Origin of the sequence: Kitasatospora sp. NPDC089913, from assembly GCF_044748625.1 — a bacterium.
In the GTDB taxonomy this organism is placed as follows: domain Bacteria; phylum Actinomycetota; class Actinomycetes; order Streptomycetales; family Streptomycetaceae; genus Kitasatospora.
Window position 1 is genome coordinate 1 of sequence record NZ_JBIVGI010000050.1, and the last position, 24,430, is coordinate 24,430.

Annotated in this window: 20 protein-coding genes; 4 read left to right on the forward strand and 16 right to left on the reverse strand. The window is 74.3% G+C overall.

Annotated elements, in window-relative coordinates:
• Positions 1 to 128 precede the first annotated feature (128 nt).
• Positions 129 to 1,190 carry a DMT family transporter gene (locus ACIPYS_RS38740; RefSeq protein WP_400755203.1) on the reverse strand — a complete coding sequence of 354 codons (1,062 nt, stop codon included), beginning with the start codon at positions 1,188 to 1,190 and terminating at the stop codon, positions 129 to 131.
• Here ACIPYS_RS38740 and ACIPYS_RS38745 point away from each other — a divergent pair.
• Positions 1,189 to 2,658, forward strand: coding sequence for a PLP-dependent aminotransferase family protein (locus tag ACIPYS_RS38745; protein ID WP_400755205.1), 1,470 nt, complete (start codon positions 1,189 to 1,191; stop codon positions 2,656 to 2,658). The genes ACIPYS_RS38740 and ACIPYS_RS38745 overlap by 2 nt on opposite strands.
• A gap of 86 nt (positions 2,659 to 2,744) precedes the next feature.
• Here the strand turns inward: ACIPYS_RS38745 and htpX are convergent, their stop codons facing one another.
• The 11 genes from htpX to ACIPYS_RS38800 form a co-directional block, all read right to left on the reverse strand.
• Complete coding sequence (gene htpX / locus ACIPYS_RS38750) at positions 2,745 to 3,605, reverse strand: zinc metalloprotease HtpX (RefSeq protein WP_093861655.1); 861 nt, start codon at positions 3,603 to 3,605, stop codon at positions 2,745 to 2,747.
• A gap of 153 nt (positions 3,606 to 3,758) precedes the next feature.
• Positions 3,759 to 5,408, reverse strand: coding sequence for an NADH-quinone oxidoreductase subunit N (locus ACIPYS_RS38755; protein WP_400755207.1), 1,650 nt, complete (start codon positions 5,406 to 5,408; stop codon positions 3,759 to 3,761).
• Positions 5,409 to 5,410: 2 nt separating this feature from the next.
• Entirely contained in the window at positions 5,411 to 6,967 is a 1,557-nt protein-coding gene (locus ACIPYS_RS38760) for a NuoM family protein (RefSeq protein WP_400755209.1), read from the reverse strand.
• 62 nt (positions 6,968 to 7,029) lie between these two features.
• Entirely contained in the window at positions 7,030 to 9,072 is a 2,043-nt protein-coding gene (locus ACIPYS_RS38765; RefSeq protein ID WP_400755211.1) for an NADH-quinone oxidoreductase subunit L, read from the reverse strand.
• A complete protein-coding gene (gene nuoK / locus ACIPYS_RS38770; RefSeq protein WP_400755213.1) occupies positions 9,069 to 9,446 on the reverse strand; it encodes an NADH-quinone oxidoreductase subunit NuoK in 378 nt (125 codons plus the stop codon). Before nuoK ends, ACIPYS_RS38765 begins: the two co-directional genes overlap by 4 nt.
• Positions 9,446 to 10,141, reverse strand: a complete 696-nt coding sequence (locus tag ACIPYS_RS38775; protein WP_400755215.1) for an NADH-quinone oxidoreductase subunit J — start codon at positions 10,139 to 10,141, stop codon at positions 9,446 to 9,448. The genes nuoK and ACIPYS_RS38775 overlap by 1 nt, the downstream gene beginning before the upstream one ends.
• Positions 10,138 to 10,707, reverse strand: coding sequence for a NuoI/complex I 23 kDa subunit family protein (locus ACIPYS_RS38780; RefSeq protein WP_400755217.1), 570 nt, complete (start codon positions 10,705 to 10,707; stop codon positions 10,138 to 10,140). The genes ACIPYS_RS38775 and ACIPYS_RS38780 overlap by 4 nt, the downstream gene beginning before the upstream one ends.
• Positions 10,704 to 11,663, reverse strand: coding sequence for an NADH-quinone oxidoreductase subunit NuoH (gene nuoH / locus ACIPYS_RS38785; RefSeq protein WP_375975398.1), 960 nt, complete (start codon positions 11,661 to 11,663; stop codon positions 10,704 to 10,706). Before nuoH ends, ACIPYS_RS38780 begins: the two co-directional genes overlap by 4 nt.
• Positions 11,660 to 12,820, reverse strand: a complete 1,161-nt coding sequence (locus ACIPYS_RS38790; RefSeq protein ID WP_400755220.1) for an NADH-quinone oxidoreductase subunit C — start codon at positions 12,818 to 12,820, stop codon at positions 11,660 to 11,662. The genes nuoH and ACIPYS_RS38790 overlap by 4 nt, the downstream gene beginning before the upstream one ends.
• Positions 12,817 to 13,521 carry an NADH-quinone oxidoreductase subunit B gene (locus ACIPYS_RS38795; protein WP_400755222.1) on the reverse strand — a complete coding sequence of 235 codons (705 nt, stop codon included), beginning with the start codon at positions 13,519 to 13,521 and terminating at the stop codon, positions 12,817 to 12,819. The genes ACIPYS_RS38790 and ACIPYS_RS38795 overlap by 4 nt, the downstream gene beginning before the upstream one ends.
• A complete protein-coding gene (locus ACIPYS_RS38800; RefSeq protein WP_093861647.1) occupies positions 13,512 to 13,928 on the reverse strand; it encodes an NADH-quinone oxidoreductase subunit A in 417 nt (138 codons plus the stop codon). The genes ACIPYS_RS38795 and ACIPYS_RS38800 overlap by 10 nt, the downstream gene beginning before the upstream one ends.
• Positions 13,929 to 14,244: 316 nt before the next feature.
• Between ACIPYS_RS38800 and ACIPYS_RS38805 the strand changes: the two genes are divergently transcribed.
• Positions 14,245 to 15,465 (forward strand): sensor histidine kinase, encoded by a 1,221-nt coding sequence (locus ACIPYS_RS38805; RefSeq protein ID WP_400755225.1) that lies wholly within the window; start codon positions 14,245 to 14,247, stop codon positions 15,463 to 15,465.
• Between the two features lie 281 nt (positions 15,466 to 15,746).
• On the opposite strand, the gene ACIPYS_RS38810 is transcribed toward ACIPYS_RS38805, so the two are convergent.
• Positions 15,747 to 16,907 (reverse strand): S1C family serine protease, encoded by a 1,161-nt coding sequence (locus ACIPYS_RS38810; RefSeq protein ID WP_400755260.1) that lies wholly within the window; start codon positions 16,905 to 16,907, stop codon positions 15,747 to 15,749.
• Positions 16,908 to 17,091: 184 nt separating this feature from the next.
• Between ACIPYS_RS38810 and galE the strand changes: the two genes are divergently transcribed.
• On the forward strand, positions 17,092 to 18,075 hold the full coding sequence (gene galE / locus ACIPYS_RS38815) for a UDP-glucose 4-epimerase GalE (protein ID WP_400755227.1): 984 nt from the start codon (positions 17,092 to 17,094) through the stop codon (positions 18,073 to 18,075).
• A 52-nt stretch (positions 18,076 to 18,127) separates the two neighbouring features.
• On the opposite strand, the gene ACIPYS_RS38820 is transcribed toward galE, so the two are convergent.
• Positions 18,128 to 20,518, reverse strand: a complete 2,391-nt coding sequence (locus ACIPYS_RS38820; protein WP_400755229.1) for a PQQ-binding-like beta-propeller repeat protein — start codon at positions 20,516 to 20,518, stop codon at positions 18,128 to 18,130.
• A 456-nt stretch (positions 20,519 to 20,974) separates the two neighbouring features.
• Between ACIPYS_RS38820 and ACIPYS_RS38825 the strand changes: the two genes are divergently transcribed.
• Positions 20,975 to 21,622: a TetR family transcriptional regulator gene (locus ACIPYS_RS38825; RefSeq protein WP_030393842.1), complete on the forward strand. Its 648-nt coding sequence runs from the start codon at positions 20,975 to 20,977 to the stop codon at positions 21,620 to 21,622.
• 260 nt (positions 21,623 to 21,882) lie between these two features.
• Here the strand turns inward: ACIPYS_RS38825 and ACIPYS_RS38830 are convergent, their stop codons facing one another.
• Both ACIPYS_RS38830 and ACIPYS_RS38835 read right to left on the reverse strand, forming a co-directional pair.
• Positions 21,883 to 22,827, reverse strand: a complete 945-nt coding sequence (locus ACIPYS_RS38830) for a beta-ketoacyl-ACP synthase III (protein WP_045937878.1) — start codon at positions 22,825 to 22,827, stop codon at positions 21,883 to 21,885.
• Positions 22,828 to 22,989: 162 nt separating this feature from the next.
• The gene (locus tag ACIPYS_RS38835) at positions 22,990 to 24,324 is read right to left on the reverse strand and encodes a L,D-transpeptidase family protein (protein WP_400755232.1); all 1,335 of its coding nucleotides are present in this window, start codon (positions 24,322 to 24,324) and stop codon (positions 22,990 to 22,992) included.
• Between the last annotated feature and the right edge of the window lie 106 nt (positions 24,325 to 24,430).

Here is a 24,430-nt window from a genome sequence, read left to right on the forward strand (position 1 = left end):
TGGTCGGGTTCTATTTATCCTGGCGGGGGGGGGGCCCCCCCCCCCCCCGCCCCGGGGGGGGGGGGCCGCCCGGGGGGGGGCGGGGGGGGGGGCCCGCCCCGCCCCGGGGCCCCCCCCCCCACCGCGCGTCAGACCCGTGCCCGCTGGGTGAGCGCGATGCAGAGCAGCACCACCACCGCCGTCACCGGCGCCGCCGCCGGCAGCGCCTCGCCGAGCAGCAGCACCGACCAGACCAGCGTCAGCAGCGGCTGCGCCAGCTGGAGCTGACTCGCCCGCGGCACGCCGATCGCCGCCATCCCCCGGTACCAGACCACGAACCCGCCGAACTGCGACACCACCGCCGTGTACGCCAGACCGGCCAGCGCCTTCCCGCCGAACTCCACCGGCTCCGCGGGCAGCGCCAGCGCCGTGGTCAGCGCGGTGACCGGCAGCGCCGCGACCACCGCCCAGCCGATCACCTGCCAGCCGGGCAGCTCCCGGGAGATCCGTCCGCCCTCCGCGTACCCGGCGCCACAGACCAGCAGCGCCGCGAACAGGTACAGGTCGGCGAGGCCCGGCCGCCCGTGGCTCTGCAGCAGGGTGAAGCCGAGCACGGCCACCGCACCGGCCAGTGCCGCGCCCCAGAACAGCCGGGACGGCCGGGCACCGGAGCGGCCGGCCCGCAGCACGGCGACGGCCGCCGTGGCCAGCGGCAGCACCCCGATCACGACCGCCGAGTGCGCGGTCGAGGAGGTGCGCAGGGCCAGTGTGGTGAGCAGCGGGAAGCCGAGGACGCAGCCCGCCGAGACCACCAGCAGGCCGGGCCAGTGGCGGCGCTCGGGCAGCGGGACTCGGGCCGCCGCCAGGCAGAGCGCGGCGAGCACTCCGGCGAGCAGGCCGCGCAGGCCGGTCGCGGTCCAGGGGCCGAAACCGGTCAGGGCCCAGGCGGTGGCGGGGAAGCTGAAGGAGAAGCAGAGGACACCCAGGGCGGCCTGCGCGGTACCGGCGGAGGCCCCGGCCCGGGGTGCGGCCTTCGGCGCCGGGGCGGCGGGAGTCCCCGTGGACGCCGTGGCCGACATGGCCGACGTGGACACCGCAGCCGTCGGGGCCGACGTGGACACTGCGGCCGGCGGGACCGTCGCCGCCGTCGGGGCCGTAGCGGGCCGGTCCGCTATCGCCGAACGAAGGGTAGCGCTATCTTGTGCTCTCATGAACGAGCGTAGCAGTGTGACCGAACTCGCCGACAGCCTGCGGCGAGAAGTCGAGCGCTACCCGGAAGGACGGAAGCTGCCGTCGAGCCGGGCCCTGATGGAACGCCACCAGGTCAGCCCGGGCACGGTCTCCCGCGCCATCGCCGTCCTCGCCGCCGAGGGGCTCGTGATCTCCCGCCCGGGCGCCGGGGTGTTCCGCGCGGCGGCCTTCACCACCGGCCCCGCGACCGGCACCCGCAGGTCCTCGCCCGCCACCGCCCGCCCCGGTGACCTGTCCTGGCAGGAGATCGCCCTCAGCAGCGGGACCGGACCGCGCGACCTGCTGGCCGCCCCGGTGTTCGCCACCCTGCGCGTGCCGCCGCCCGACGTCATCGACCTCAACAGCGGCTACCCGCACGCCTCCCTGCTGCCCGAACGGCTGCTCGCCGCCGCCCTGGCCCGGGCCGGACGCCGCCCCGGCGCCTGGGAACGCCCGCCCACCGACGGCCTCACCGAGCTGCGCGGCTGGTTCGCCCGCGACATCGGCGGCCACGACGGGCCGATCGCCACCGGGGACGTGCTGCTCACCTCGGGCGGGCAGAGCGGCCTCACCGTGGCGATGCGCTCCCTCGCCGCGCCCGGCGCACCGGTCCTGGTGGAGTCGCCGACCTATCCGGGCATCCTGGCGGTCGTCCGGGCGGCCGGGCTGCGGCCCGTCCCGGTGCCGGTCGACGCCGACGGCGTCCGTACCGACCTGCTGGCGGACGCCTTCGAGGCCACCAGGGCGCGGGTCTTCGTCTGCCAGCCGCTGTTCCAGAACCCGACCGGCGCGGTGCTCTCCCCCGAACGCCGGGCCGAGGTGCTCCGGATCGCCCGGGCGGCCGGGGCCTTCGTCGTCGAGGACGACTTCTCCCGGCTGCTGGTGCACGCGGACGCGCCCGCCCTGCCCCGGCCGCTCGCCGCCGACGACCGGGACGGGGTGGTGGTGCACCTGCGGTCGCTCACCAAGGCCGCCTCCCCCAATCTGCGGGTCGGCGCCCTCACCGCGCGCGGCCCGGCCCTGGCCCGGCTGCGGGCCACCCAGGTGGTGGACAGCTTCTTCGTGCCCCGGCCGCTCCAGGAGGCGACGCTGGAACTCGTCGCCGACCCGGGCTGGGCCCGTCACCTGCGCGCGCTCGGCACCGAACTGCGCAACCGCCGCACCGCGGCCGTCGCCGCCCTGCACCGCGAGCTGCCGGGCGTGCTCGGCGGCTACCGCCCCGGCGGCTACCACCTGTGGCTGCGGCTCCCCGAGGGCGTCGACGACGGTCTGCTCACCGCCGCCGCCATGCGGGCCGGCGTCCAGGTGACTCCCGGCCGGCCGTACCACGCCGCCGAACCGCCGGCCGCCCATCTGCGGCTCAGTTACGCCGCCGCCGAGAACTCGGCCCAGGTGGTGGAGGGCGTCCACCGGCTCCGGGCGGTACTGGACGAGGCCACGACGGGCTGACCGCCGCCGCGGCCCTCCCGAAGCCGCTCCTGGCCGCCGCGGCCCCTCCCGAAGCCGCCACCGGTGACCGCCCCCTCCCGGCGTCGCTACCGGTGACCGGCCATCCGCTCCAGCCGGGCGATCCGCTCGGCCATCGGCGGATGGGTCGAGAACAGCTTCGTACCGGCCTCGCCGGGCCGGAACGGGCTGGCGATCATCATGTGGCTGGCGGTCTGGATCTGCGGCTCCGGCGGCAGCGGCAGCTGCCGGGTGCCCGCGTCCAGCTTGCGCAGCGCGCTCGCCAGGGCCAGCGGGTCGCCGGTGATCCGGGCCCCGTCGGCGTCGGCCTGGTACTCCCGGGACCGGCTGACGGCCAGCTGGATCAGCGAGGCGGCGACCGGGCCGAGGATCATGATCGCGAGCAGTCCGAACAGGCCCGGACCGTCGTCGTCGTCCCCCCGGCCGAACGGGATCAGCCAGGCGAAGTTCACCAGGAACATCACCACCGAGGCGAGCGCGCCGGCCACCGAGGAGATCAGGATGTCCCGGTTGTAGACGTGGCTCAGCTCGTGTCCGATGACGCCGCGCAGCTCGCGCTCGTCCAGCAGCTGCAGGATGCCGTCGGTGCAGCAGACCGCCGCGTTGCGCGGGTTGCGCCCGGTGGCGAAGGCGTTCGGGGCCGGGGTCGGCGAGATGTAGAGCCGGGGCATCGGCTGGCGCGCCGAGGTGGAGAGCTCCCGGACGATCCGGTACAGCCGCGGCGCCTCGATCTCGCTCACCGGGCGGGCCCGCATGGCCCGCAGGGCGAGCTTGTCGCTGTTCCAGTAGGCGTAGGCGTTGGTGCCGAGGGCGACCAGCAGGGCGATCACGAAGCCCGTACGGCCGAAGAAGGAGCCGATCACCAGGATCAGCGCCGAGAGGCCCCCGAGCAGAGCGGCGGTCCTCAGTCCGTTGTGCCGGCGATGCACGGGTGGCCCTCCAATGGTGCGTGGGGAAGCCCTTTCTGCCTCGTCCCTCCTGCCCGGTCAACGGGTGGGGGCCGGGGCCTTGTTCCCTTGTGACCGGCATGACACCCGACCGGGGGACGCGGCCCCGGAAACCGCCCGCCCGCCGGGCGGGGTTCAGAACAGCGAACCGCCGACCACCTGGAGCACCAGCTGCGGGGCCACCGAGAGCACCACCGCGACGGAGGCGGTGAGGCCCAGGGTGGCGGTCAGCGACACCGGCAGGCGCCGCTCGGGAGCCGTGTCGGCGGCCGCGGCCGCGCGGTCACCCGCCGCGCCCGCCGCCCCCTCGGCCACCGAGGCCGCCTCCGAGGCCGCCTCCGGGGCCGGGGCGAACAGCACGGCGGTCCAGCGCAGGTAGTAGTACAGCGCGACGACCACGTTGACGGCCATCACCACCGCCAGCCAGCCCAGCCCGGCGTCGACCGCGGCGCGGAACACCACCACCTTGCCGAACAGACCGATCACGCCCGGCGGCAGCCCGGCCAGGCAGAGCAGGAAGAACGCCAGCGCCAGCGCCGTCCAGCGGCGCCGGGCGAACAGCCCGCGGAAGTCGTCCACCCCGGCCTCGGAACGGCGGCCGACCGCCGCCACCACGCCGAAGGCGCCCAGGTTGACCACGCCGTAGATCAGCGCGTATGCGGCGGTGGCGCCCAGCGGGTCGGTCGTGGTGGGCGCGTAGCCGGCCGCGGCCAGCGGCACCAGCAGATAGCCGGCCTGGCCCACCGAGGACCAGGCGAGCAGCCGGACCGCGCTGTACCGGGTGTCGAAGCGCTGGCGCAGCGCGCCCGCGTTGCCGACCGTCATGGTGACGGCGGCCAGCACCGCGAGCACCAGGCCCCAGGTGTGCGCGTACGGGCGGAAGGCGATGGTGGTGACCAGCGCCAGGCCGGCCAGGCCGGCCGCCTTGCCGACCACCGAGAGGTAGCCGGCCACCGGCAGCGGGGCACCGGTGTAGGTGTCCGGCACCCAGAAGTGGAACGGCACGGCGGCGACCTTGAAGGCGAAGCCGGCCAGCGTGAGCACGGCCCCCGCCTCGGCCAGCGGCTTCAGCTGCGCGGGGGCGTGCTCCAGTCCGGTGGCGACGGCGCCCAGGTGCAGGCTGCCGCTCGCCGCGTAGACGAAGCCGATGCCGAGCAGCATCACGGCGGTCGCGGTGACGGAGGACAGGAAGAACTTGAGCGCGGCCTCGGCACCCCGGCCGTCGCGGCGCAGCGCGACCAGGGCGAAGGCGGGCAGCGAGGCCACCTCCAGGGCGATCACCAGGGTGGCGAGGTCGCGGGAGGCGGGCAGCAGCGCGGCGCCGGTGGCGCTGGAGAGCAGCAGGAACCAGTACTCGCCGCCGGGGAGCTCCTCGCGCTCCACGGTGTGGGCGGACAACAGGGCCGCGATCAGCGCGCCGCCGAGCGCGAGCAGCTGGAAGACCAGCGCGAAGTGGTCGGCGACGTAGGAGCAGCCTGCGTTGTCAGTGGCTCCTGTTACGTTCTGCGCACAGAAGGTGGCTCGGGGTGATCCACCGGTGAGCGGGAGGAGCGAGACGATGGCCAGGGCGAGTGCGGCGGCGGTGAGCCGGCCCAGCCAGCGCTTGTGCCGCGCGGGCAGGAAGAGGTCGGTGACCAGCACGGCGAGGGCGGCCAGCGCGGCGATCAGCGGGGGCGCGATCGCCACCCAGTCCACGGACTGGATCAGGCTGCCCGGGTTGGCGACGGCGAGGGAGGTCACAGTGGTCTGCCCCGTGGAGTGAGATCCGAGTGCGGTGCCGAGCATGGTCAGCCACCGCCGAGCAGGTGCTTGACGGCGGGGTCGGAGAGTCCGAGCAGCAGCGCGGGCCAGAGGCCGGCGAGCAGGGTGAGGGCGGCCAGCGGCGTCCAGCTGACGGCCTCGTACGGGCGGAGGTCGGCGAGCTCGGCCACCGGCGCGGGCTGCTTCGGGTCGCCCATGCAGACGCGCTTGACCACGATCAGCAGATAGGCGGCCGTGAGGAGGGTGCCGAGACCGGCCAGGACCATGTAGGTGACGAACGCGGGGCGCGAGAGGCCCTCGGCCGGGTCGAACGCGCCGAACATCGCGAGCAGCTCGCCCCAGAAGCCGGCCAGGCCCGGCAGGCCGAGGCTGGCGACGGCGGCGAAGGCGAGCAGCGCGCCGAGCCGGGGCGCCCGCCCGTAGAGGGCCGCGCCGGTGGCACCGGCCAGGGTGTCGAGGTCCGCCGTGCCGTAGCGGTCCTTGAGCGCCCCGACCACGAAGAACAGCAGGCCGGTGATCAGACCGTGCGCGATGTTGGCGAACAGCGCGCCGTTGACCCCCACCGGGGTGAGGGAGGCGATGCCCAGCAGGACGAAGCCCATGTGGCCGACGGAGGAGTAGGCGATCAGGCGCTTGAGGTCGCCCTTGGCGCCGGTGCGCGAGAGCGCGAGGCAGGCCAGCGAGCCGTAGACGATGCCGACGGCGGCGAACGCGCCCAGGTAGGGGGCGAGCGTCGTGGTGCCGTCGGGGACGACCGGGAGGAGGACGCGGACCAGACCGTAGGTGCCCATCTTCAGCAGCACGCCGGCCAGCAGGACGGAGCCCACCGTCGGGGCGGACGTGTGCGCGTCCGGGAGCCAGCTGTGCAGCGGCCAGGCGGGGGCCTTGACCGCGAGCCCGATCATGATCGCCAGGGCGGCGATCACCTGGGTGGAGTGGCCGAGGCCGGAGCCGTGGGCGGCGGCGAGGGCCTGCATGTCGAAGGTGCCCGCCCCGAGGCCGACCAGCAGGAAGCCGAGCAGCATCACGGCCGAGCCGAGCAGCGTGTACAGGATGAACCGGTTCGCCGCCGGCACCTTCGCGCCGCTCCCCCAGCGGGCGATCAGGAAGTACATCGGGATCAGCACGATCTCGAAGGCCAGGAAGAAGAGCACCAGGTCCAGCACCGCGAAGGTGGCCAGCATGCCGACTTCGAGGAGGAGGAACAGCCCGACGAAGGCCCGGGCCGAGGGCACCCCGGGCCCGGACGGCAGCCGCCGCTCCGAGTACAGCGCGCAGAGGAAGGTGAGCAGCGAGGTCAGTACCAGCAGCGGCAGCGAGACGCCGTCCACACCGAGGTGGAGGCGCACCCCGATGGCCGGGATCCAGGCCACGTCGGTGGTGGCCTGCATCCGGGCGGGCTCGTCGTGGTCGAAGCCGGCCGCCAGAGCGACGGTGAGCACCAGGACGGCGCCGGTCAGCACGGTGCCGAAGCGCAGCGCGCGCCGGTCGGCGGCGGCCGGGTCCGGGCCGAACACCGGGGCCAGGGTGAGCGCGGCGCCGAGCAGCGGCAGCACCAGGAGGGCGATGAGGACCGCGTTCATCGGGGACTCCTAGCGGCAGCGACAACCACGACAACGGGCGAGGACGGGAGGGACGGCATCGGCTACACCGCCACCAGGACGGCCAGCAGGACGACACCGGCGAGCAACGCGCTGAGGTAGGTCTGCGCGTTGCCGGTCTGCGCCAGCCGGACGACCCGGCCGAGCAGGTCGGCACCGGTGCCGGCACCGCGCACGTACGTCTCCACGACCTCGCGGTCGAGGAAGCGGACGAGCCGGGCGGCGGCCTCGACCGGGCGGACGAACAGCACGCTGTAGAGCCGGTCGACGCCGAAGCCGTGCCGGGCCGGGCCGAACAGCGGGCCGAGCAGGGCGCGCCCGGGATCGGCGACGATCACCTCGGCGGCCGGGGCTCCGGCCTGCTCGGGCACCCGGCCGGGCTCCGCCGGGGCGGGCAGGCCCTCGGTGGTCCGGGCGGTGGCCGAGCGCCAGGCGCCGTAGGCCAGCAGCACGCCGACCACGGCCAGGCCGGTGCCGGTGACGGCGGTGACCGCGGAGGGCTTCAGCGAACCGCCGTCCAGCAGCGCGGGCAGCCAGTCCGAGCGCAGGCCGGCGATGCCGAAGCCCATGGTCGGCACGGCCAGCACCCAGAGCGGCCACCGCATCGCGGGCGGTTCGGCGACGGCCGGGTCGGCCTCGTCCGGCTCGGGCGAGTACGGCGCGTCGGGCTCGTGGTCGGCGACGGCCGGGGCCCCGGCCGCGGCGGGCACCGCCGCGCCCGCCGGGCTGTGGAAGGTCACCAGGAAGAGCCTGGCCGCGTACGCCGCCGTGAGCAGCGCGGTGAGCCCGGCCGAGATCAGCACGATCCAGCCGGCCGCCTGCGGCACCGCCGAGGCCGGGCCGAGGCCGTTGGTCAGCGCCTCGCCGTTGGCGGCGTGCTCGGCGGCGGTCAGCACCGCCTCCTTGCTGAAGAAGCCGGAGAACGGCGGCAGGCCGATCAGGGCGATCAGCGCGATGGCCGTGGTCCAGTAGGCGTCCGGGACGCGCTTGCGCAGCCCGGGGATCCTGGACATCGCGGAGATCGAGTTGGTGTGCGCGGCGTGGATCACCACACCGGCGGCGAGGAACAGCAGCGCCTTGAACGCGCCGTGGCTGACCAGGTGGAAGACCGAGGCCTCGCGGTCGCCGCTGGCGAGCGCGCCGGCCATGTAGCCGAGCTGGCCGACGGTCGAGTAGGCGAGTACCCGCTTGAGGTCGTCCTGGGCCAGCGCGCAGAGCGCCGAGCCGATCATCGTCACGGCGGCCATCACCGCCAGGACCACCAGCGCCGCCCCGGACAGCAGGAACACCGGGAGCAGCCGGGCGACCAGGTAGATGCCGGCCGCGACCATGGTGGCGGCGTGGATCAGCGCGGAGACCGGCGTCGGACCGGCCATCGCGTCCGGGAGCCAGGTGTGCAGCGGGAACTGCGCGCTCTTGCCCGCCACCCCGGCCAGCAGGAGCAGCGCGATCAGCGTGGGGTGGCCGAGCCGCCCGTCGCCGGCGGCCCGCAGCACGTCCTCGATCCGGAAGCTGCCGGCGTCGGCGCCGAGCAGGAAGATGCCGAACAGGAACGGCACGTCGCCCAGCTTGGTGACCAGGAAGGCCTTCAGCGAGGCGGATCGCGCGTCCTCGGTCTCCCAGTGGTGGCCGATCAGGAAGTACGAGCAGATGCCCATGACCTCCCAGCCGACCAGCAGCACGATCAGGTCGCCGGAGTACACGACCAGGAACATCGCCGCCGTGAACAGCGAGACCAGCGCCGCGTACGACGGGTAGCGCGGATCGTCCTTGAGGTAGGCGGTCGAGTAGACCTGGACGCAGGTGGCGACCACGCCGACCAGCACCGAGATCAGCGAGCTGTAGCCGTCCAGGTGGATCGCGAGCGAGATCTCCGGTCCGCCGGTCGGCGTGAGCCGGGTGGCGGCGTCCAGCACCTGGCCGGTGCCGAGCTGGATCGCGACCACCAGGGCGAGCACGGCCGAGACCGCGACCGGCACGATCGCCAGCGGCCGGGCCAGGCCCGGGGAGCGACGGCCGACGGCCAGGGTGGCGGCCGCTCCGAGCGCGGGCAGGGCGGGGACGAGGGCGGGCAGGGCGAGGTTCATGCGGCGGCCCGGCCCTTCAGCGCCTCGGTCCCGACCGGCGCCCCGTCGGCGTCGGCGGTGGATTCGGCCGGGTCGCCGAGCGCGGTCACCCGGTCGATGTCCGCCGTGCCCCGGGCCCGGAAGAGCAGCAGGACGACGGCGAGCCCGAGCCCGATCTCGGCGGCGGCGATCGTGATGGTGAACAGGGTCAGCGCCTGGCCAGCGTGCAGCGAGTCGCGCAGCCAGGCGTCGAAGGCGACCAGGTTGAGGTTGACGGCGTTGAGCATCAGCTCGACGGACATCAGCACCAGGATCACGTTGCGCCGGGCGAGGACGCCGTAGACGCCGACGCTGAACAGCAGCGCGGCGAGGACGACGGGGTAGGCGAGGTGCATCAGCTCTCCTCCGCCGGAGCGGGCTCGGGGGCCTCGGCCGGGGGCGCGGCGGTTGCCCGCCGGGCGACCGTCCCGTTGGAGCCCACCGGACGTCCGGCCCGGATCCGCCCGGACCGGGGCGGCGGGACCCGCCGGCCCGCGCCGCGCGACAGCACGATGGCGCCGACCAGCGCGGCCAGCAGCAGCACCGAGAGCGCCTCGAAGGGCAGCACCCAGGTGCGGAACAGGCTGGCCCCGGTCACCGCGGCCGAGCCGCCGCCCGCGCCGAGGTCGATCCAGGACGTCCGGAAGGCGTCCACGACCAGCGTCACCAGGGTCCCGGCCGAGGCGAGCGCGACCACCAGGGCGACCCAGCGGTTCTTCGAGTCCGCGTCCGGCGAGCGCCCGATCGGCGCCTTGGTGAGCATCAGTCCGAACAGCACCAGGACGACCACCGAGCCGAGGTAGATCAGCACCTGCACCCAGGCGATGAACTCGGCGGTGAGCAGCAGGAACTCCACCGCCAGCCCGCCGAGCGCGGCGACCAGCCACAGCGCGGCGTGCACCAGCTGCCTGGTGGTCACGGCGACCACGGCCGAGCCGAGCACGGCGATGCCGACCAGCAGGAAGACGATCTCCACCCCGGTCGGGGAGAGGAAGGAGCGCGCGGCCGGGTCCAGCGGCCCGGTCGCGGCGAGCAGGGCGGCGGCGCTCACGCGGTGTCACCCTTCTCCTCGGCGGGACCGGCCGCGGCCGCGGCGGCCGCAGCCGCGAGCTTGTCGGCGGCCTTCCGCGCGGTGGCGATCTCCTTGGGCTCCTCGGCCGCCGGGTCCAGCGCCGGCGGGACCGGCACCGTCCACATCCACTCCCGGAGCCGGTCCCGCTCGTGGGTCAGCTCCAGGATGTCGGTCTCCGCGTACTCGAACTCGGGCGACCAGAACAGCGCGTCGAACGGGCACACCTCGATGCAGATCCCGCAGTACATGCAGAGCGAGAAGTCGATGGCGAACCGGTCCAGCACATTGCGGGTGCGGGCCCGCGCGTTGGGGTCGGCGGCCGGCAGCGTCTCCTTGTGGGAGTCGATGTAGATGCACCAGTCCGGGCACTCGCGGGCGCAGAGCATGCAGACCGTGCAGTTCTCCTCCAGCAGCGCGATCACCCCGCGCGAACGGGGCGGCAGCGCGGGCTGCGTGTCGGGGTACTGCGCGGTGACGGTCTTCCTCGTCATCGTCCGCAGGGTGACGGCCAGGCCCTTGGCCAGGCCCGCACCGGGGAAACTCATGAGATCGCCACCTTGATGATGCCGGTGAGGGCCAGCTGGACGAGGGCGAGCGGGATCAGCACCGTCCACGCGAAGCGCATCAGCTGGTCCTCGCGCAGCCGGGGGTAGGTGACCCGCAGCCAGATCACCACGAAGGCCAGCGCGAAGGTCTTCAGCAGGGTCCAGAGCCAGCCCAGCTGGTCCGGCAGCGGGCCGTGCCAGCCGCCGAGGAACAGCACCGCGGTCAGCGCGGAGACCACCAGGATGCCCACGTACTCGGAGAGCAGGAACAGTGCGAAGCGCAGACCGGTGTACTCGGTGTACGCGCCGAAGATGATCTCCGAATCGGCGACCGGCATGTCGAACGGCGGGCGCTGCAGCTCGGCCAGACCGGCGGTGAAGAACACGAAGGCACCGATGATCTGCCACGGGATCCAGTACCACTCCCAGGCGTCCACGATCCCGGGCAGCGAGAGCGTCCCGGCCGCCATCGCCACCGAGGCCGCGGCGAGCACCATCGGCAGCTCGTAGGACATCAGCTGAGCGGCCGTGCGCAGACCGCCGAGCAGCGAGAACTTGTTGGCCGAGGCCCAGCCCGCCATCAGCTTGCCGATCACGCCGACACCCATGACGGCCAGCACGAAGAACAGGCCGGCGTCGATCGCCTGCCCGACGAAGCCGTCCGGGCCGACCGGGATCGCCAGCAGCACGAAGAGGTAGGGCAGCAGCGAGACGGCGGGGGCCAGCTGGAAGATCCGGCGATCGGCCCCGGCCGGGACGATGTCCTCCTTCTGCGCGAACTTCACCCCGTCCGCGATCAGCTGCGCCCAGCCGTGGAAGCCACCGGCGTACATCGGGCCGAGCCGGCCCTGCATGTGCGCCATCACCTTGTGCTCGGTCTGGCCGATGACCAGGGGGAGGGTGAGGAAGACGACCAGCGTGGCGACGCAGCGCAGCACCGTGTCGAACAGGTTCACGCGCCGTCTCCGTCCTGGCCGGCCGACTCGGCCGGCGGCTCACTCGTCTTCCGCTCCCCGGTGGCGGGCCGGTCCGAGGGCCCGTCCGAGGGCTCGCTGGGCTCGGCGGCGGGCTCGGCCGGCTCTGCGGGCTCGGCCGTCGGCCCGTCGTGGGCCGGCACCGGGTTGTGCCAGGGCGCGTCGGAGGACCGGGTCCGGGACGGTGCGGGCCGCGCGGGCCCGGGCTCCGGAGCGGCGGCGGCCGCGCCGGCCTCCGCCTGGCTCGCCGAGCCGTCCGACACCGACCTGGTCCGCCGGGGCCGGTCCGCCCGCACCGGCGGTGCGACGGCGCCCTCCACGGCGGCACCCTCGACAGCAGCAGCATCCTCGGCGGCCCCCGGAGCCGGAGCGGCGGCCGCCTGGCTCGCCGACCCGTCGGAGACCGACCTGACCCGGCGCGGACGGTCCGCCCGCACCGCGGCGGCACCCTCGACACCGGCGGCACCCTCGGCACCCGCCGCACCGGCGGCCCCGGCCGCACCAGCCGCGGCCCGCGGCGTCCGCGCCGCACCGGCGGCCCTGGCGCCCCGGGCGGGACGCTCGGCCACCGGCGGCAGGGTGCCCTTGAGCGGCCCCCACTCGTTCGGGTCCGGCACCCCGGCCGGCTGCATCTTGCGCCGCGCCGGCCCGTCGCCCTCGGACTCGCCCGGCTCCTTGGCACCCGGCCAGGCCTTGGCGACCCGGGCCGCGAGCACGAACTCCTTGCGCAGCGGATGCCCCTCGAAGCCGTCCGGCAGCAACAGCGTGACCAGGTGGGGGTGCCCGGGGAAGTCGATGCCGAACATCTCGTGCGTCTCGCGCTCGTGCCAGGCGGCCCCGGCGTACACGGCGACGGCGGTGGGCAGCGCGGCCCCGGCGCGCGGCACCCGGGTGCGCACCGCCAGGTGGCGCACGCCGGGGGCGTCGACGGCGGCGAGGTGGGCGACCACCGAGAAGCCCTCGGCGAGCTCGTCGACGGCGCTGAGCCAGTCGAAGAAGGTCAGGCCGAGGGTGTCCCGGGCCGCGGTGAGCGCCTCGATCCAGTGCTCGGCGGGCACGTCGACGGTGATCAGCCCGTATGCCTCGGCGCCGGTCGCCCACTCCCCGACCGACGCCGCATACTGCTCGGCCGTGGTCACGAGACCCCTCCCTCGACGGTGCCGGTGCCCCCGGCCGGGCCGGAACCGGTGTCGCCGCCACCGCTGCCGCCGACGGCCTCGGGCCCGGGCACCGGCGGACGCCGCAGCGCCGCCGCGGGCGCGGCGTAGCGCTCGGGCAGCGACTCGGCGGCGATCTTCTCCTGGAGCTTGAGGATGCCCTGGAGCAGCGCCTCGGGCCGCGGCGGGCAGCCGGGCACGTAGACGTCGACCGGGATGATCTGGTCGACGCCCTTGGTGACGGAGTAGGAGTCCCAGTACGGGCCGCCGGAGTTGGAGCAGGCGCCGAAGGAGATGACGTACTTCGGCTCGGGCATCTGCTCGTAGAGGCGCTTCACGGCGGGCGCCATCTTGTCGGTCACCGTCCCCGAGACGATCATCAGATCGGCCTGCCGGGGACCCGGCGCGAACGGAATGACACCCATCCGGATGAAGTCGTGCTTGGCCATCGACGCCGCGATGAACTCGATCGCGCAGCAGGCGAGGCCGAAGTTGAAGCACCAGAGGCTGTAGCGCCGCCCCCAGTTGAGCACCACCTTGACCGGGTCCGGCGCCAGCCGGGCCAGCGGGCCGATGCCGCGCCGCTCCACGGCGGCACCGGGGCTCGACGGGTCCGGCACGCCCAGCGGAACCGGACCGCCGGCGGCGCCGTGCCCGTGCGAGTGGGTGTGCGTCACGTCCATTCGAGAACGCCCTTCTTCCAGGCGTAGAGCAGGCCGACCGCGAGGAAGCCGATGAAGACGAACATCTCGACCAGCGTCCCGGCGCCGTACCCGGCGGAGGCGAAGACGGTCGCCCACGGGAACAGGTAGATCGCGTCGACCGCGAAGATCACGTACAGGAAGGCGTAGACGTAGTAGCGGACCTGGGTGTGCGCCCAGTCCTCCCCCACCGGGTCCACGCCGCACTCGTAGGCGAGGAGCTTCTCCGGCGAGTGCACCACCGGCCGGAGCAGTCGGTTGGCGGTGAACGCCACCGTCACGAAGAGCACCCCGACGACGGCGAGCAGGCCCATCGCGGCGTACGCGTCGAAGTAGCCGCTGCCGGCCGCCGGGTCGGCCGCGACCGAAGCCGCCCGCTGCCCCACCATGCCTCGCCTCCACATCGGCCGCGGAACCGCCCTCGGGCGGTTCTACGACGTTCCTTTGCACGCTCATAACCATCGCCAGTGCGTGAGTCTAAGTGCACCGCCCCCGTGCCCGGCATCCTGCCCGGTCCGCAAGACATCCGATGGACGGCCGGTGGACATCCGGCGGCACGCGGCAGTCACCCCGTCGTCACCCGGGCGCTCCGGACCGGGGTGGGGATATCCCCCGGGCGGGGAGACGGATCACCCCCATGGCCCCGACCGCCCCCGACCGGCGAAGCTGGGGGCACAGCTCGACCGAGAGGGACGGAAGACCGAGATGAAGTCGAAGGACCGCCACGCCGGGGACACCGGCGCGCAGACGCCGGCGCCCGCCGGCCGCACCCCGCTGTACGGCGCGCGGATGTGGCGGCAGGTCGGGCGGATGCTGCTGAACCTGCCGGTCGGGATCGCGGGGTTCGTCTTCACGGTCGTGACCCTGTCGATCGGCCTCGCCCTGTCCGTCACCGTGATCGGGCTGCCGCTGCTCGCAGCCGGCCTGGCCGGCTGCCGGCGCATGGGCGGCTTCGCCCGCGGCCGGGCCCGGGCCCTGTACGGCTCGGGAGTGCACGAGCCGGAGCCGGTGCCCCGCCGGCCGGGCCTCACCGGCTTCTCGATCGCCCATCTGACCGATTCGCTCTCCTGGCGCTCGGCGCTCTACCACGTGCTGATGCTGCCGTGGGGGTTGCTGAGCTTCGCCGTGACCCTGGTCTTCGTCCTGGTCGGCTGGCCGGCCCTGCCCTGGGTGGTCCGGGCCGAGTCGGCGGTGGACCGGATGCTGGTCGAGGTCCTGCTGACCCCGGGCGCGCTCTCCGAGCGGGTGCGCGAGCTGGAGGACGACCGCGGCGCCGTGGTCGACACCGCCGCCGCCGACCTGCGCCGGATCGAGCGCGATCTGCACGACGGCGCCCAGGCCCGGCTGGTGGCGCTGGCGATGGACCTCGGCATGGCCAAGGAGCGGCTGCGCGAGCCCGAGACCCCGCAGGACGTGGCCGCCGCCGCGAAGATGGTGGACAACGCCCACGGCGAGGTGAAGCTCGCCCTCCAGGAGCTGCGGGACCTCGCCCGGGGCATCCACCCGGCGATCCTGACCGACCGCGGCCTGGACGCGGCGCTCTCCTCGGTGGCCGCGCGCTGCACGGTCCCGGAGGGGGTCAAGGTGCACGTCGACCTGAAGGGCCCGGACGGCGGCACCGGCCGACCGGACTCCGCGGTGGAGGGCATCGCCTACTTCACGGTGAGCGAGCTACTGACCAACATCTCGAAGCACTCCGGGGCCCGCTCCGCCACCGTTGACGTCTGGCGGGCCGGCGACCACCTGATGCTGCTGGTCCAGGACAACGGCAAGGGCGGCGCGGCCCCCTACCCGGGCAGCGGCCTGGCCGGGCTGGCCGACCGGGTGCGGGCGGTGGACGGGGTGTTCCTGGTGGAGAGCCCGGAGGGCGGCCCGACCTCGGTAACGGTCGAGCTCCCCTGGCACACCCGCGCCGCCCGGCGCTGACGGCCCGCCCCCGGAGGCGAGCGGGCGACAGCACCACCCCGAGCCCCATCACGGAGGCGAGCGGGCGACAACACCGCCCCGAGCCGAAGGGGCGCGCCGGTGCCGAAAGGGAGAAGCGAGGACGACGCGAGGTACGAGCGGCGTTGGAGCGCCGACCGTCGGCACCGGACCGAAGCGCCCCGGAGGCGAGCGGGCGACAACACAGTCCCGGACGGCGGGCCCCCCGCGAACCCTTGCGCGGTGTGCGGGGCGCGCCCGCCGTCCGGGGGCCGATGGACGCCCTAGGGCGTCGCCAGGGTGCCGAGGGTGACCTCGGCGGTGGCGCTCCTGCCGTCCCGGCTGTAGGTCACGGTGACCTTGGTTCCCGGCGCCAGCGAGGCCAGGGCGGAGGTGAGCGAGTTCAGCGAGTCGACCGGGGTGTCCCCGATCCTGGTGATCACGTCCCCGGGCTGGAGGCCGGCCGAGGCGGCCGGACCGCCGTCCGCGACGGCGACCACCACGGCTCCGGCCGGACGGTAGTTCTGGTCGAAGTAGGTCCGGGCGGTGATGCCGAGCGCGGCCCGGCCGGAGTTGGTGACCTTGCCGTCCTTGATCAGCTGATCGGTGATGCTGGTGACGGTGGACGCCGGGATGGCGAAGCCGATGCCGGGGGCGGCGGCTCCGTTGGCCTCCGGTTCGGTGGCGGCGAGCGTGTTGATCCCGATCACCTGGCTGTCCAGGTTGACCAGGGCACCGCCGCTGTTGCCGGGGTTGATGGCGGCCGAGGTCTGCACCATGTTGCCGATCACTGCGCCCGGCGAGCCCTCGGTGCGCGGCTCGGTGACGGTCCGGCCGGTGGCCGAGACGATGCCCTGGGTGACGCTGCTGGAGAGTCCGAGCGGGCTGCCCATGGCGAGGGTGATCTGTCCCAGTTCGACCTTGGTGGAGTCCCCGAACGCGGCCGGCCTGAGCCCGCCGGGCGGACTGCTGAGCTTGATCACCGCCAGGTCGGAGTCCGGGTAGCTCGCGACCAGGGTGGCGTCCAGCGGCTTGGTGCTGCCGGCCAGGGTGACCGTGAAGCTGGTGGCGCTGCCGACCACGTGGGCGTTGGTGACGATGTCGCCCTTGTCGTCGTAGACGATCCCGGAGCCGAGGCCGCTGGAGGTGGTGATCTGCACCACCGAGGGCAGGACGTCCTTGATCACCTTCTGGTAGTCGGACTGGAGCTGGTTGCCGCCGCCCGGCTGGGCGGCGGCGCTGCCGGAGGCCCCGGCGGAGGCGCTCGCGGACCCGGCCGCCCCGGCGGAGGACGCGGAGGACGCGGACGACGACGAGGAGGACGAGGAGGACGAGCCGCTGCTGCACCCGGCGGCCGCGAGCGCGGTCAGCACCACCGCGGCGACGGGCGCGAGCAGCCTCCGGTCGACGGCCTTCGGCCCGGTCGGGCGCGGTCCGGCCGGAATCGGACGGGTGGGCTCCTTCTTGCGGTTCACCGGTGACGCCTCCGGATTCCTCGGCACACGGCCGCACGGGGCCGCTCGGACAGGACGCAGAGATCTTTGTCAGCATTTCACCGAAATGTCCGATTGCCCGGCTCCGACTCGCCCGTGGCACCGGCAGGAAACCCGCACACCCTAGGATTCGGCCATGACTTGGTTGATCACCGGCGGTGCCGGATACATCGGCGGGCACGTCGTGCAGCAGCTCCTCGACGCGGGCGAGCGCGTGGCCGTACTGGACGACCTGAGCACCGGTGACCGGGCCCGGCTGCCGAAGGAGGTCGTCCTGGTCGAGGGGTCGACCCTGGACCGGGCCGCGCTGGACGCCGCGATCCGCGACCACCAGGTGGAGGGCGTCCTCCACTTCGCCGCCAAGAAGCAGGTCGGCGAGTCGGTCGAGCAGCCCTTCCTGTACTACCGGGAGAACATGATCGGCCTCCAGACCGTGCTGGAGGCCGCGGCCGAGGGCGGCGTCAAGCGCTTCCTGTTCTCCTCCTCCGCCGCCGTCTACGGCATGCCGGACGTCGACCTGGTCACCGAGTCGACCCCGTGCGCGCCGATGAGCCCCTACGGCGAGACCAAGCTGGCCGGCGAGTGGCTGGTCGCCGCGGCCGGCAAGGCCCACGGCATGTCCACCGTCGCACTGCGCTACTTCAACGTGGCCGGCGCCGCCTCGCCGGAGCTCTCCGACGCCGGGGTCTTCAACCTCGTCCCGATGGTCTTCGAGCGGCTCACCGCCGGCAAGGCCCCGCTGGTGTTCGGCGACGACTACCCGACGCCGGACGGCACCTGCGTCCGCGACTTCATCCACGTCTCCGACATCGCCTCGGCGCACGTGGCCGCGGCGAAGCGACTGGCCGCGGACCCGGCCGGGGAGACCTCCCTGGTGCTCAACATCGGCCGCGGCGAGGGCGTCAGCGTGCGCGAGATGCTGGACGTGATCGGCAAGGTCACCGGCTACGACACCACGCCGGAGATCACCCCCCGCCGCGCCGGCGACCCGGCCCGGGTGGTGGCCTCGGCCGACCTGATCCGCCGCGAGCTGGACTGGACCGCCCGGCACGAGGTCGAGGACATGGTCGCCTCGGCCTGGGCCGGCTGGTGCGGCCGCCACCCGGAGGCCCGCAAGTAGTCCGCGCCCGGCACCGGGCGGGGCGAGGGCAGCGGCCCCCGCCCCGCCCGGGTCAGTGCGAGGGCACCGCCGTGCCGTAGAAGGCGTCCAGCGCGTACACGCAGCGGTCCTTGCTGCCGACGAACACCTTCCCGCCGACCGCGACCGGCGAGCCGGTCAGCTCGCCCTTGGTGCCGAGTTCCCAGCGCAGCTGACCGCTGGCCAGGTCCAGGGTGTGCAGCGAGTGGTCCCTGCTGCCGAGGTGGACCAGCCCGTCGGCGACCGCCGGGGAGCCGACGATCTCGCCCCGCGCGGTGTAGCGCCAACGCTCCCGGCCACCGGCCGCCTCCAGCGCGTACAGCACCTCGCCGCTGCCGACCAGCACCGTGCCGTCGCCCACCACCACCGGCTCGGCGCCCTGCCGGGTGCCGGTGGCCGCGCGCCAGCGGTCCCGGCCGGTGGCCGCGTCCAGCGCGTACACGGTGCCCAGGTAGTCGGCGACGTAGACCGCGTCGGCGTCCAGCGCCGGCGGGGTGAACAGCACCACCGGGGCCTCGAACCGCCAGCGCTCGGCGCCGCTCGCCGCGTCCAGCGCGTACACCCTGGTCCCGGCCGTCACGTAGAGCACGCCGGCCCGCTCGACCGGGCGGGACGGCACGTCCTCGCCGACCGGGACCGACCAGCGCAGCCCGGAGCCCCGCGGATCCACGCAGCGCAGCCGGCCACCGCCGTAGTAGTAGGCCGAACCGGCCACCAGGGCGGGCCCGGACTGCGGGTTCTCGTAGTCCTGCTGGGCGTCGTCGGCCCGCCACAGCTCGGCGCCGGTGACCGCGGAGCGCAGCTGGACGCCGCCGCCCCGGACGCCGCAGCAGAGCACGCCGTCGGCCGCGTCCAGCGCGTACACCCAGCCGTCCAGCGAGTGCCGCCAGCGCTCGGTGCCGTCCGCGACGTCGACCGTGTAGAGGTGGGGGCCGTCGGCCGCGTGCACCCGCCCGGCGTCCACGGCCAGCGCCCAGGCGACGTCCCTGGTCTTGTAGCGGCGCTGCCCGGACGCGATGTCCAGGGCGTGCACCTCGAAGCTGGAGACGAACAGGGTGCCGTCGGCGACCACGGGGGTGCCCCAGACGTCGTTGGACATCCGGAACCGCCAGGGGCGCCAGCGGGCGGCGCGGGCCGGGGGCGGGGTGATCCGGCGGACCCAGTCCGTCTCGGCGGGCGGTGCGCCCGGGCCGGCCTGTTCGGCGCGCGGGCCGGGTCCTATCCGGACCGAGGCCCCCGGCAGCCGGACCTCCGCCTCGTCCTCGCCGACCGGCCGGCGGTGGCGGCTGGGGGCGGAGATCTTCTCGGTGGCGGCCTCGGTGTCCGGACCGGGCGGCGCGCTGTGCACCGGACCGGCGGCCGGCGGCGCGTGCCCGGCCACCTGCCGGGTGCGCGGGTCGTCCTGGCCGGGCCGCGGCACCGGCGGCAGGACGGAGTGCGGCGCCGACCCGTGGCCGACCTGGTGCTGGAGGTGCGGCTGCGGCGGGACGGCCGGCGGCCGCACGACCGGGGGCTGCGCCACCGCGGGGGCCGGGCGGCCGCGGCGCTTCTGCTCGATCAGGGCGAGCGCGTCGGGCGGCAGCCAGTCCCCGGCCTCGCCCGAGGCGTCGTCCCGGGAGAACAGGTGCGGGGCCAGCTCGACCTGGATCTGCTCCGGGGTCGGCCGGTGCTCGGGGGCCGGGCGCATGCACGCCCGCACCAGGTCGACCAGCTCGGCCGGCAGGCCGGAGAGGTCGGGCTGCTCGCGCAGCAGCTGGAACACCGTCTCCACCGGGTTGGCGCCCCGGTAGGGCGGGTGGCCGGTGGCGCAGAAGACCAGCAGCGAGCCGAGCGAGAAGACGTCACTGGCCCCGGTGACGCCGCGGCTGTCCCTGGCCTGCTCCGGCGACATGTACGCCGGGGTGCCGACCGCGACGTTGGTCATGGTGAGCCGGGTGCTGGAGACCCCGGCGGCGATACCGAAGTCGATCACCCGGGGACCGTCCTCGACCACCAGGACGTTGGACGGCTTGAGGTCGCGGTGGACCAGCCCGGCGGCGTGGATGGACTGCAGCGCCTCGGCGATGCCGGCGACCAGCCAGCGCACCGCCCCGACCGGCAGCGGCCCGCAGTCGGTGACCAGGTCCTCCAGGGACGGCGCCGGCACGTACGCGGTGGCCAGCCAGGGCACCCGGGCGTCCGCGTCGGCGTCGACCACGGCCGCGGTGTAGAACCCGCCGACCGTCTTGGCGGCCGCGATCTCCCGTGCGAACCGGACCCGGAACAGTTCGTCCTCGGCCAGCTCCCCCCGCACGGTCTTGATCGCCACTCGGCGGCCGGACGCGGACCGCGCCAGGTAGACCAGGCCCATTCCCCCCGCCCCGAGCCGCCCCAGCACCTCGAAGGGCCCGATCCGCCTCGGATCGTGCGCCGTCAGCTGGTCCACCCGCTGCCACCTCCCCGTATTGAGCACCGCCCGCGTGGTGCCGGGCACCCACCGCGTGGTGCCGGACCGATTGTCCAATGCCGCCCGGCCCATCTCCAACCTCCCCCGCCCGGAGCGCCGTCCGGCCGGTGGGAGGGGCCGTGACCCGGTCAGCGGCTCCGGAACGGCCGGATCCTGACGTCCGCTCCGGACCGGGCTTGCGCCCGACACGCCCGGGGCCACCGTGAGGGGCGACTCACACCCCCGATCGGTTCGTCACGCTCCGTTACTCGATAACCCCTCAGCGAAGGGGTCGTCACCCTGTGGCGTCATCGGTGCACGGGGGGGCGTCATGACGCCCCCCGGAGGCCGATGAATATCCGTCCGAAGGCCCCGGAGGCCCTATACCAACCCCCGGGCGGAGTAATTGTCACATCACCGAATCGCGCCAAGATCGGGCCACGGTAAGCTGACGGCATGACAGGACAAGTTCGCACCGTCGACGGTCGCGTCGCCGGGCGACGCGGACAGGAGACGCGGCAGAAGCTGCTCGACTGCCTCCGCGAGATGCTCAGCACGTCGCCCTATCGGGACGTCAAGGTCATCGACGTCGCCCGTATGGCGGGTACCTCCCCCGCGACCTTCTACCAGTACTTCCCGGATGTCGAGGGCGCTGTCCTCGAAATCGCCGAGGAAATGGCCAAGGACGCCGACACGCTCAAAGAGCTGGTGGCCGGAAAGTCCTGGGCAGGGAAGTCCGGCACGACCACTTCGGAAGAACTGGTCGACGGATTCCTCGCCTTCTGGCGCAAGAACGACGCCATTCTCCGAGTGGTCACGCTCGGTGCCGCCGAAGGGGACAAGCGGTTCTTCAAGATCCGCATGACCGTCCTCAACGCGGTCGCCAAGCCACTCGCGGAAGCCGTCAAGGAACTCCAGGCGAAGGGACAGGCCGACAAGTCACTGGATCCGGCCGCCGTAGCCGGGTCACTGGTCTCGCTGCTCGCCTCGGCGGCCGAGCACCAGAAGGCCTTCACCTCCTGGGGCGTCAAGGTCAAGGACCTCAAGCCCAACCTCGCTCCCCTGGTGTACCTGGGCGTCACCGGCAAGAAGGCGCCCAAGTAGACCGATCCGCATCGACCCACCCTTCCGCTTCGCGCGCGCCCCGGCCTCCTGTCCGGGGTACGACGGACGGCGGCCGTGTCCTCGGGGGAGGTCCGCCGGCGGTCCGCTGCGCGCCACGACACGCCTGTGGGCGGCCACCCCGTGCAAGGGGTGACCGCCCACAGGCATGTCGCGCCGCCCCGGGGGCCGCACGGGGCCTGCGACGGCCTACAGCGGCCCGCGGCGGCCGCCGGCGGCCCGGGAGCCCACCGGCCGCGGTGTCACGGGCAGCGGACGACCTGGCCCGCGTAGGCGAGGCCGCCGCCGAAGCCGAACAGGAGCACCGGGTCGCCGGGCGACAGCTCGCCGCGCTCGACCAGCTTGGAGAAGGCCAGCGGCACCGAGGCCGCCGAGGTGTTGCCGGAGTCCACCACGTCCCGGGCGACCACCGCGTCGGTGACCCCCAGCCGGGACGCGATCGCGTCGATGATCCGCAGATTGGCCTGGTGCGGCACGAAGCCCTTGAGCTCGGACGGGTCGATCCCGGCCCGCTCGCAGGCCTGCCGGGCCAGCGGGGCGATCTGCGTGGTCGCCCAGCGGAACACCGACTGGCCCTGCTGGCTGATCACCGGGTCCCAGCCGGTGATCACCACGGCGTCGCCCCGCTCGGGCTCCGAACCCCAGACCACCGGGCCGATGCCGGGCTCGGCGCCCTCCTCCTGGGCCTCCACCAGCGCCGCGCCGGCGCCGTCGCCGAAGATCACGCAGGTGGACCGGTCGGTCCAGTCGAGGGTGTCCGACATCCGCTCCGCGCCGATCACCAGGGCCTTGGTGGCCGCCCCGGCCCGGATCGCGTGGTCCGCGGTGGCCAGCGCGTAGGAGAAGCCCGAGCAGACCGTGTTGATGTCGTAGGCGGCCGGGGAGCGGATCCCGAGCCGGGCGGCGACGGCGGCGGCCGTGTTGGGGCTGCGCTCCACCGCCGTGCAGGTGGCCACCACGACCAGGTCGACCTCGGCGGCCGAGCGGCCGCTGTTCGCCAGGGCCTTCTGGGCCGCCTCGGTGGCGAGGTCGACGACGGTCTCGTCCTCCGCGATGTGCCGCGTCCGGATGCCGACGCGGCTGCGGATCCACTCGTCGTCGGTGTCGACCAGCTTCGACAGGTCGTCGTTGGTGAGGACCTTGGGGGGCTGGTAGTGGCCGAGTGCCACGATGCGCGAACCGGTCATACTGCCCACTCAACCCGGTTACCCGCTGGTCAGTCGGGCGCGACCGGCTACAGGATCCGCGCCGGGATGCTGTAGGAGGCCGACAAGGACCGTTGCGGCAGGCGGGTCCCGATCGGACGCGCAAAGACAGTCGTGGACGAACGACCGCCCGGTCCGGGCCGCTCAGGCCGCCAGCGAGCCGGCGTCCCCCATCACGATCACCGGGTGGGCGGCCGGGTCGAGAGTGCGGATCAACTCCGCCATTTTGTCCTCCGGCACCGAGACGCAGCCGTGCGTCGGGCCGCCGTGGTCGACGTGGATCCAGATCCCGCCGCCCTTGGTCGAACCGTTGGGGCGGCGCGGGTCCAGCGGGGAGTTGCCCGGCACCCGGTTGTAGTCGATCGCGACCACGTAGTCGAAGGAACCGGCCAGCTGCTCGCCGGCGAAGCCCCGGCCGGAGACCACGAAGTTCGAGTCCCGGTCGTACGGGAGCCTGCTGCCCGGGTCGGCCTTGCGGCCGCCGGCGTCGGTGAGCGAGAAGACGCCGATCGGGCTGCGCAGGTCGCCCTCGTTGTGGTCGGTGGTCCAGCCCTTGAAGGCGTTGTGGCCCTGCCAGGTCTCGCCGGCCAGCCAGCGGCCCTCGCCGGTGCGGGTCCACAGCGTGACGGTGCTCCGGTTGGCGTCCTTGCCCTCGCCGGAGGCCAGCACCACCTGGTTGGTGCCGGCGGGTATCCGGCCGGCGAAGGAGGCACCGAGGCCCGGGATGGCGGCCACCGAGCCGTCGGTGCGCTCGCTGCGGTCGGCCGCGGGGGTCTCGGTCTGCCGGGCGTCGGCGGCCCGGGCGGCCGGGTCGGCGGTCGGCGAGGGCCGGTCGGCCGTCGGCTGCGCCGCGACACCCTCGGCCCCGGCGCCGTCGGCACTGGCCACCCCGGGCTTGGCGGCGTCCTCGCCGACGGTGTACCAACCGGCGGCGGCCGCCAGCAGCAGGGCGGTGCCGGCGGTGACGGCGCGACCGGTGCGCTTCTTCCTGGGCTTGCGGCGGTGGCCCCTGGCGGCCGCCCTGGGGCCGGGAGCGGCCGCGGCGCTCCGCTGCTGCGGCAGCGCCGCCGCCGGCGGCGCCGGGTCCTGCGGGGCGGTCCGGTAGACGCCCCCGTAAGCGTCCTGGTCCGAGGCCCGGTGGACGTCCTGGTGCCCGTCGTACTGGAGGCCCGGGCCGACGTCCTGGTGGAGGTCCTGGTGGAGGTCCTGGTACCCGCCGCCGTAGCCGTCCTGCGGGACGGTCCGGTACACCGGCTGCTGGTCGGCCGGGAAGGCCGGCTCGGCGGCGTACGCCTGGAAGGGCCGGTCGTAGACATCGTGGTCGGCCAGGCTCCGGTAGCCGTACCAGGCGCCCTGGCCCTCGTGGACGGTGCCGTGATCCTGGCCGTACTCCTGCTGGTGCTCGCCGTACGACGGCTGCGGCACCTCGTGCACCGGCTCGTACGACGGGTACGGGGAGGTGCGACGGTGACCGGACATGTGGCCGATCCTGCCAAACGGAGGCCGGGTTGGGAAACCCGGGGGCTGTGCGGGCCCGGTGAAGAAGGCGCCGCCCGGGCCGCGGGGGCCCGGGCGGCGGCGGAGC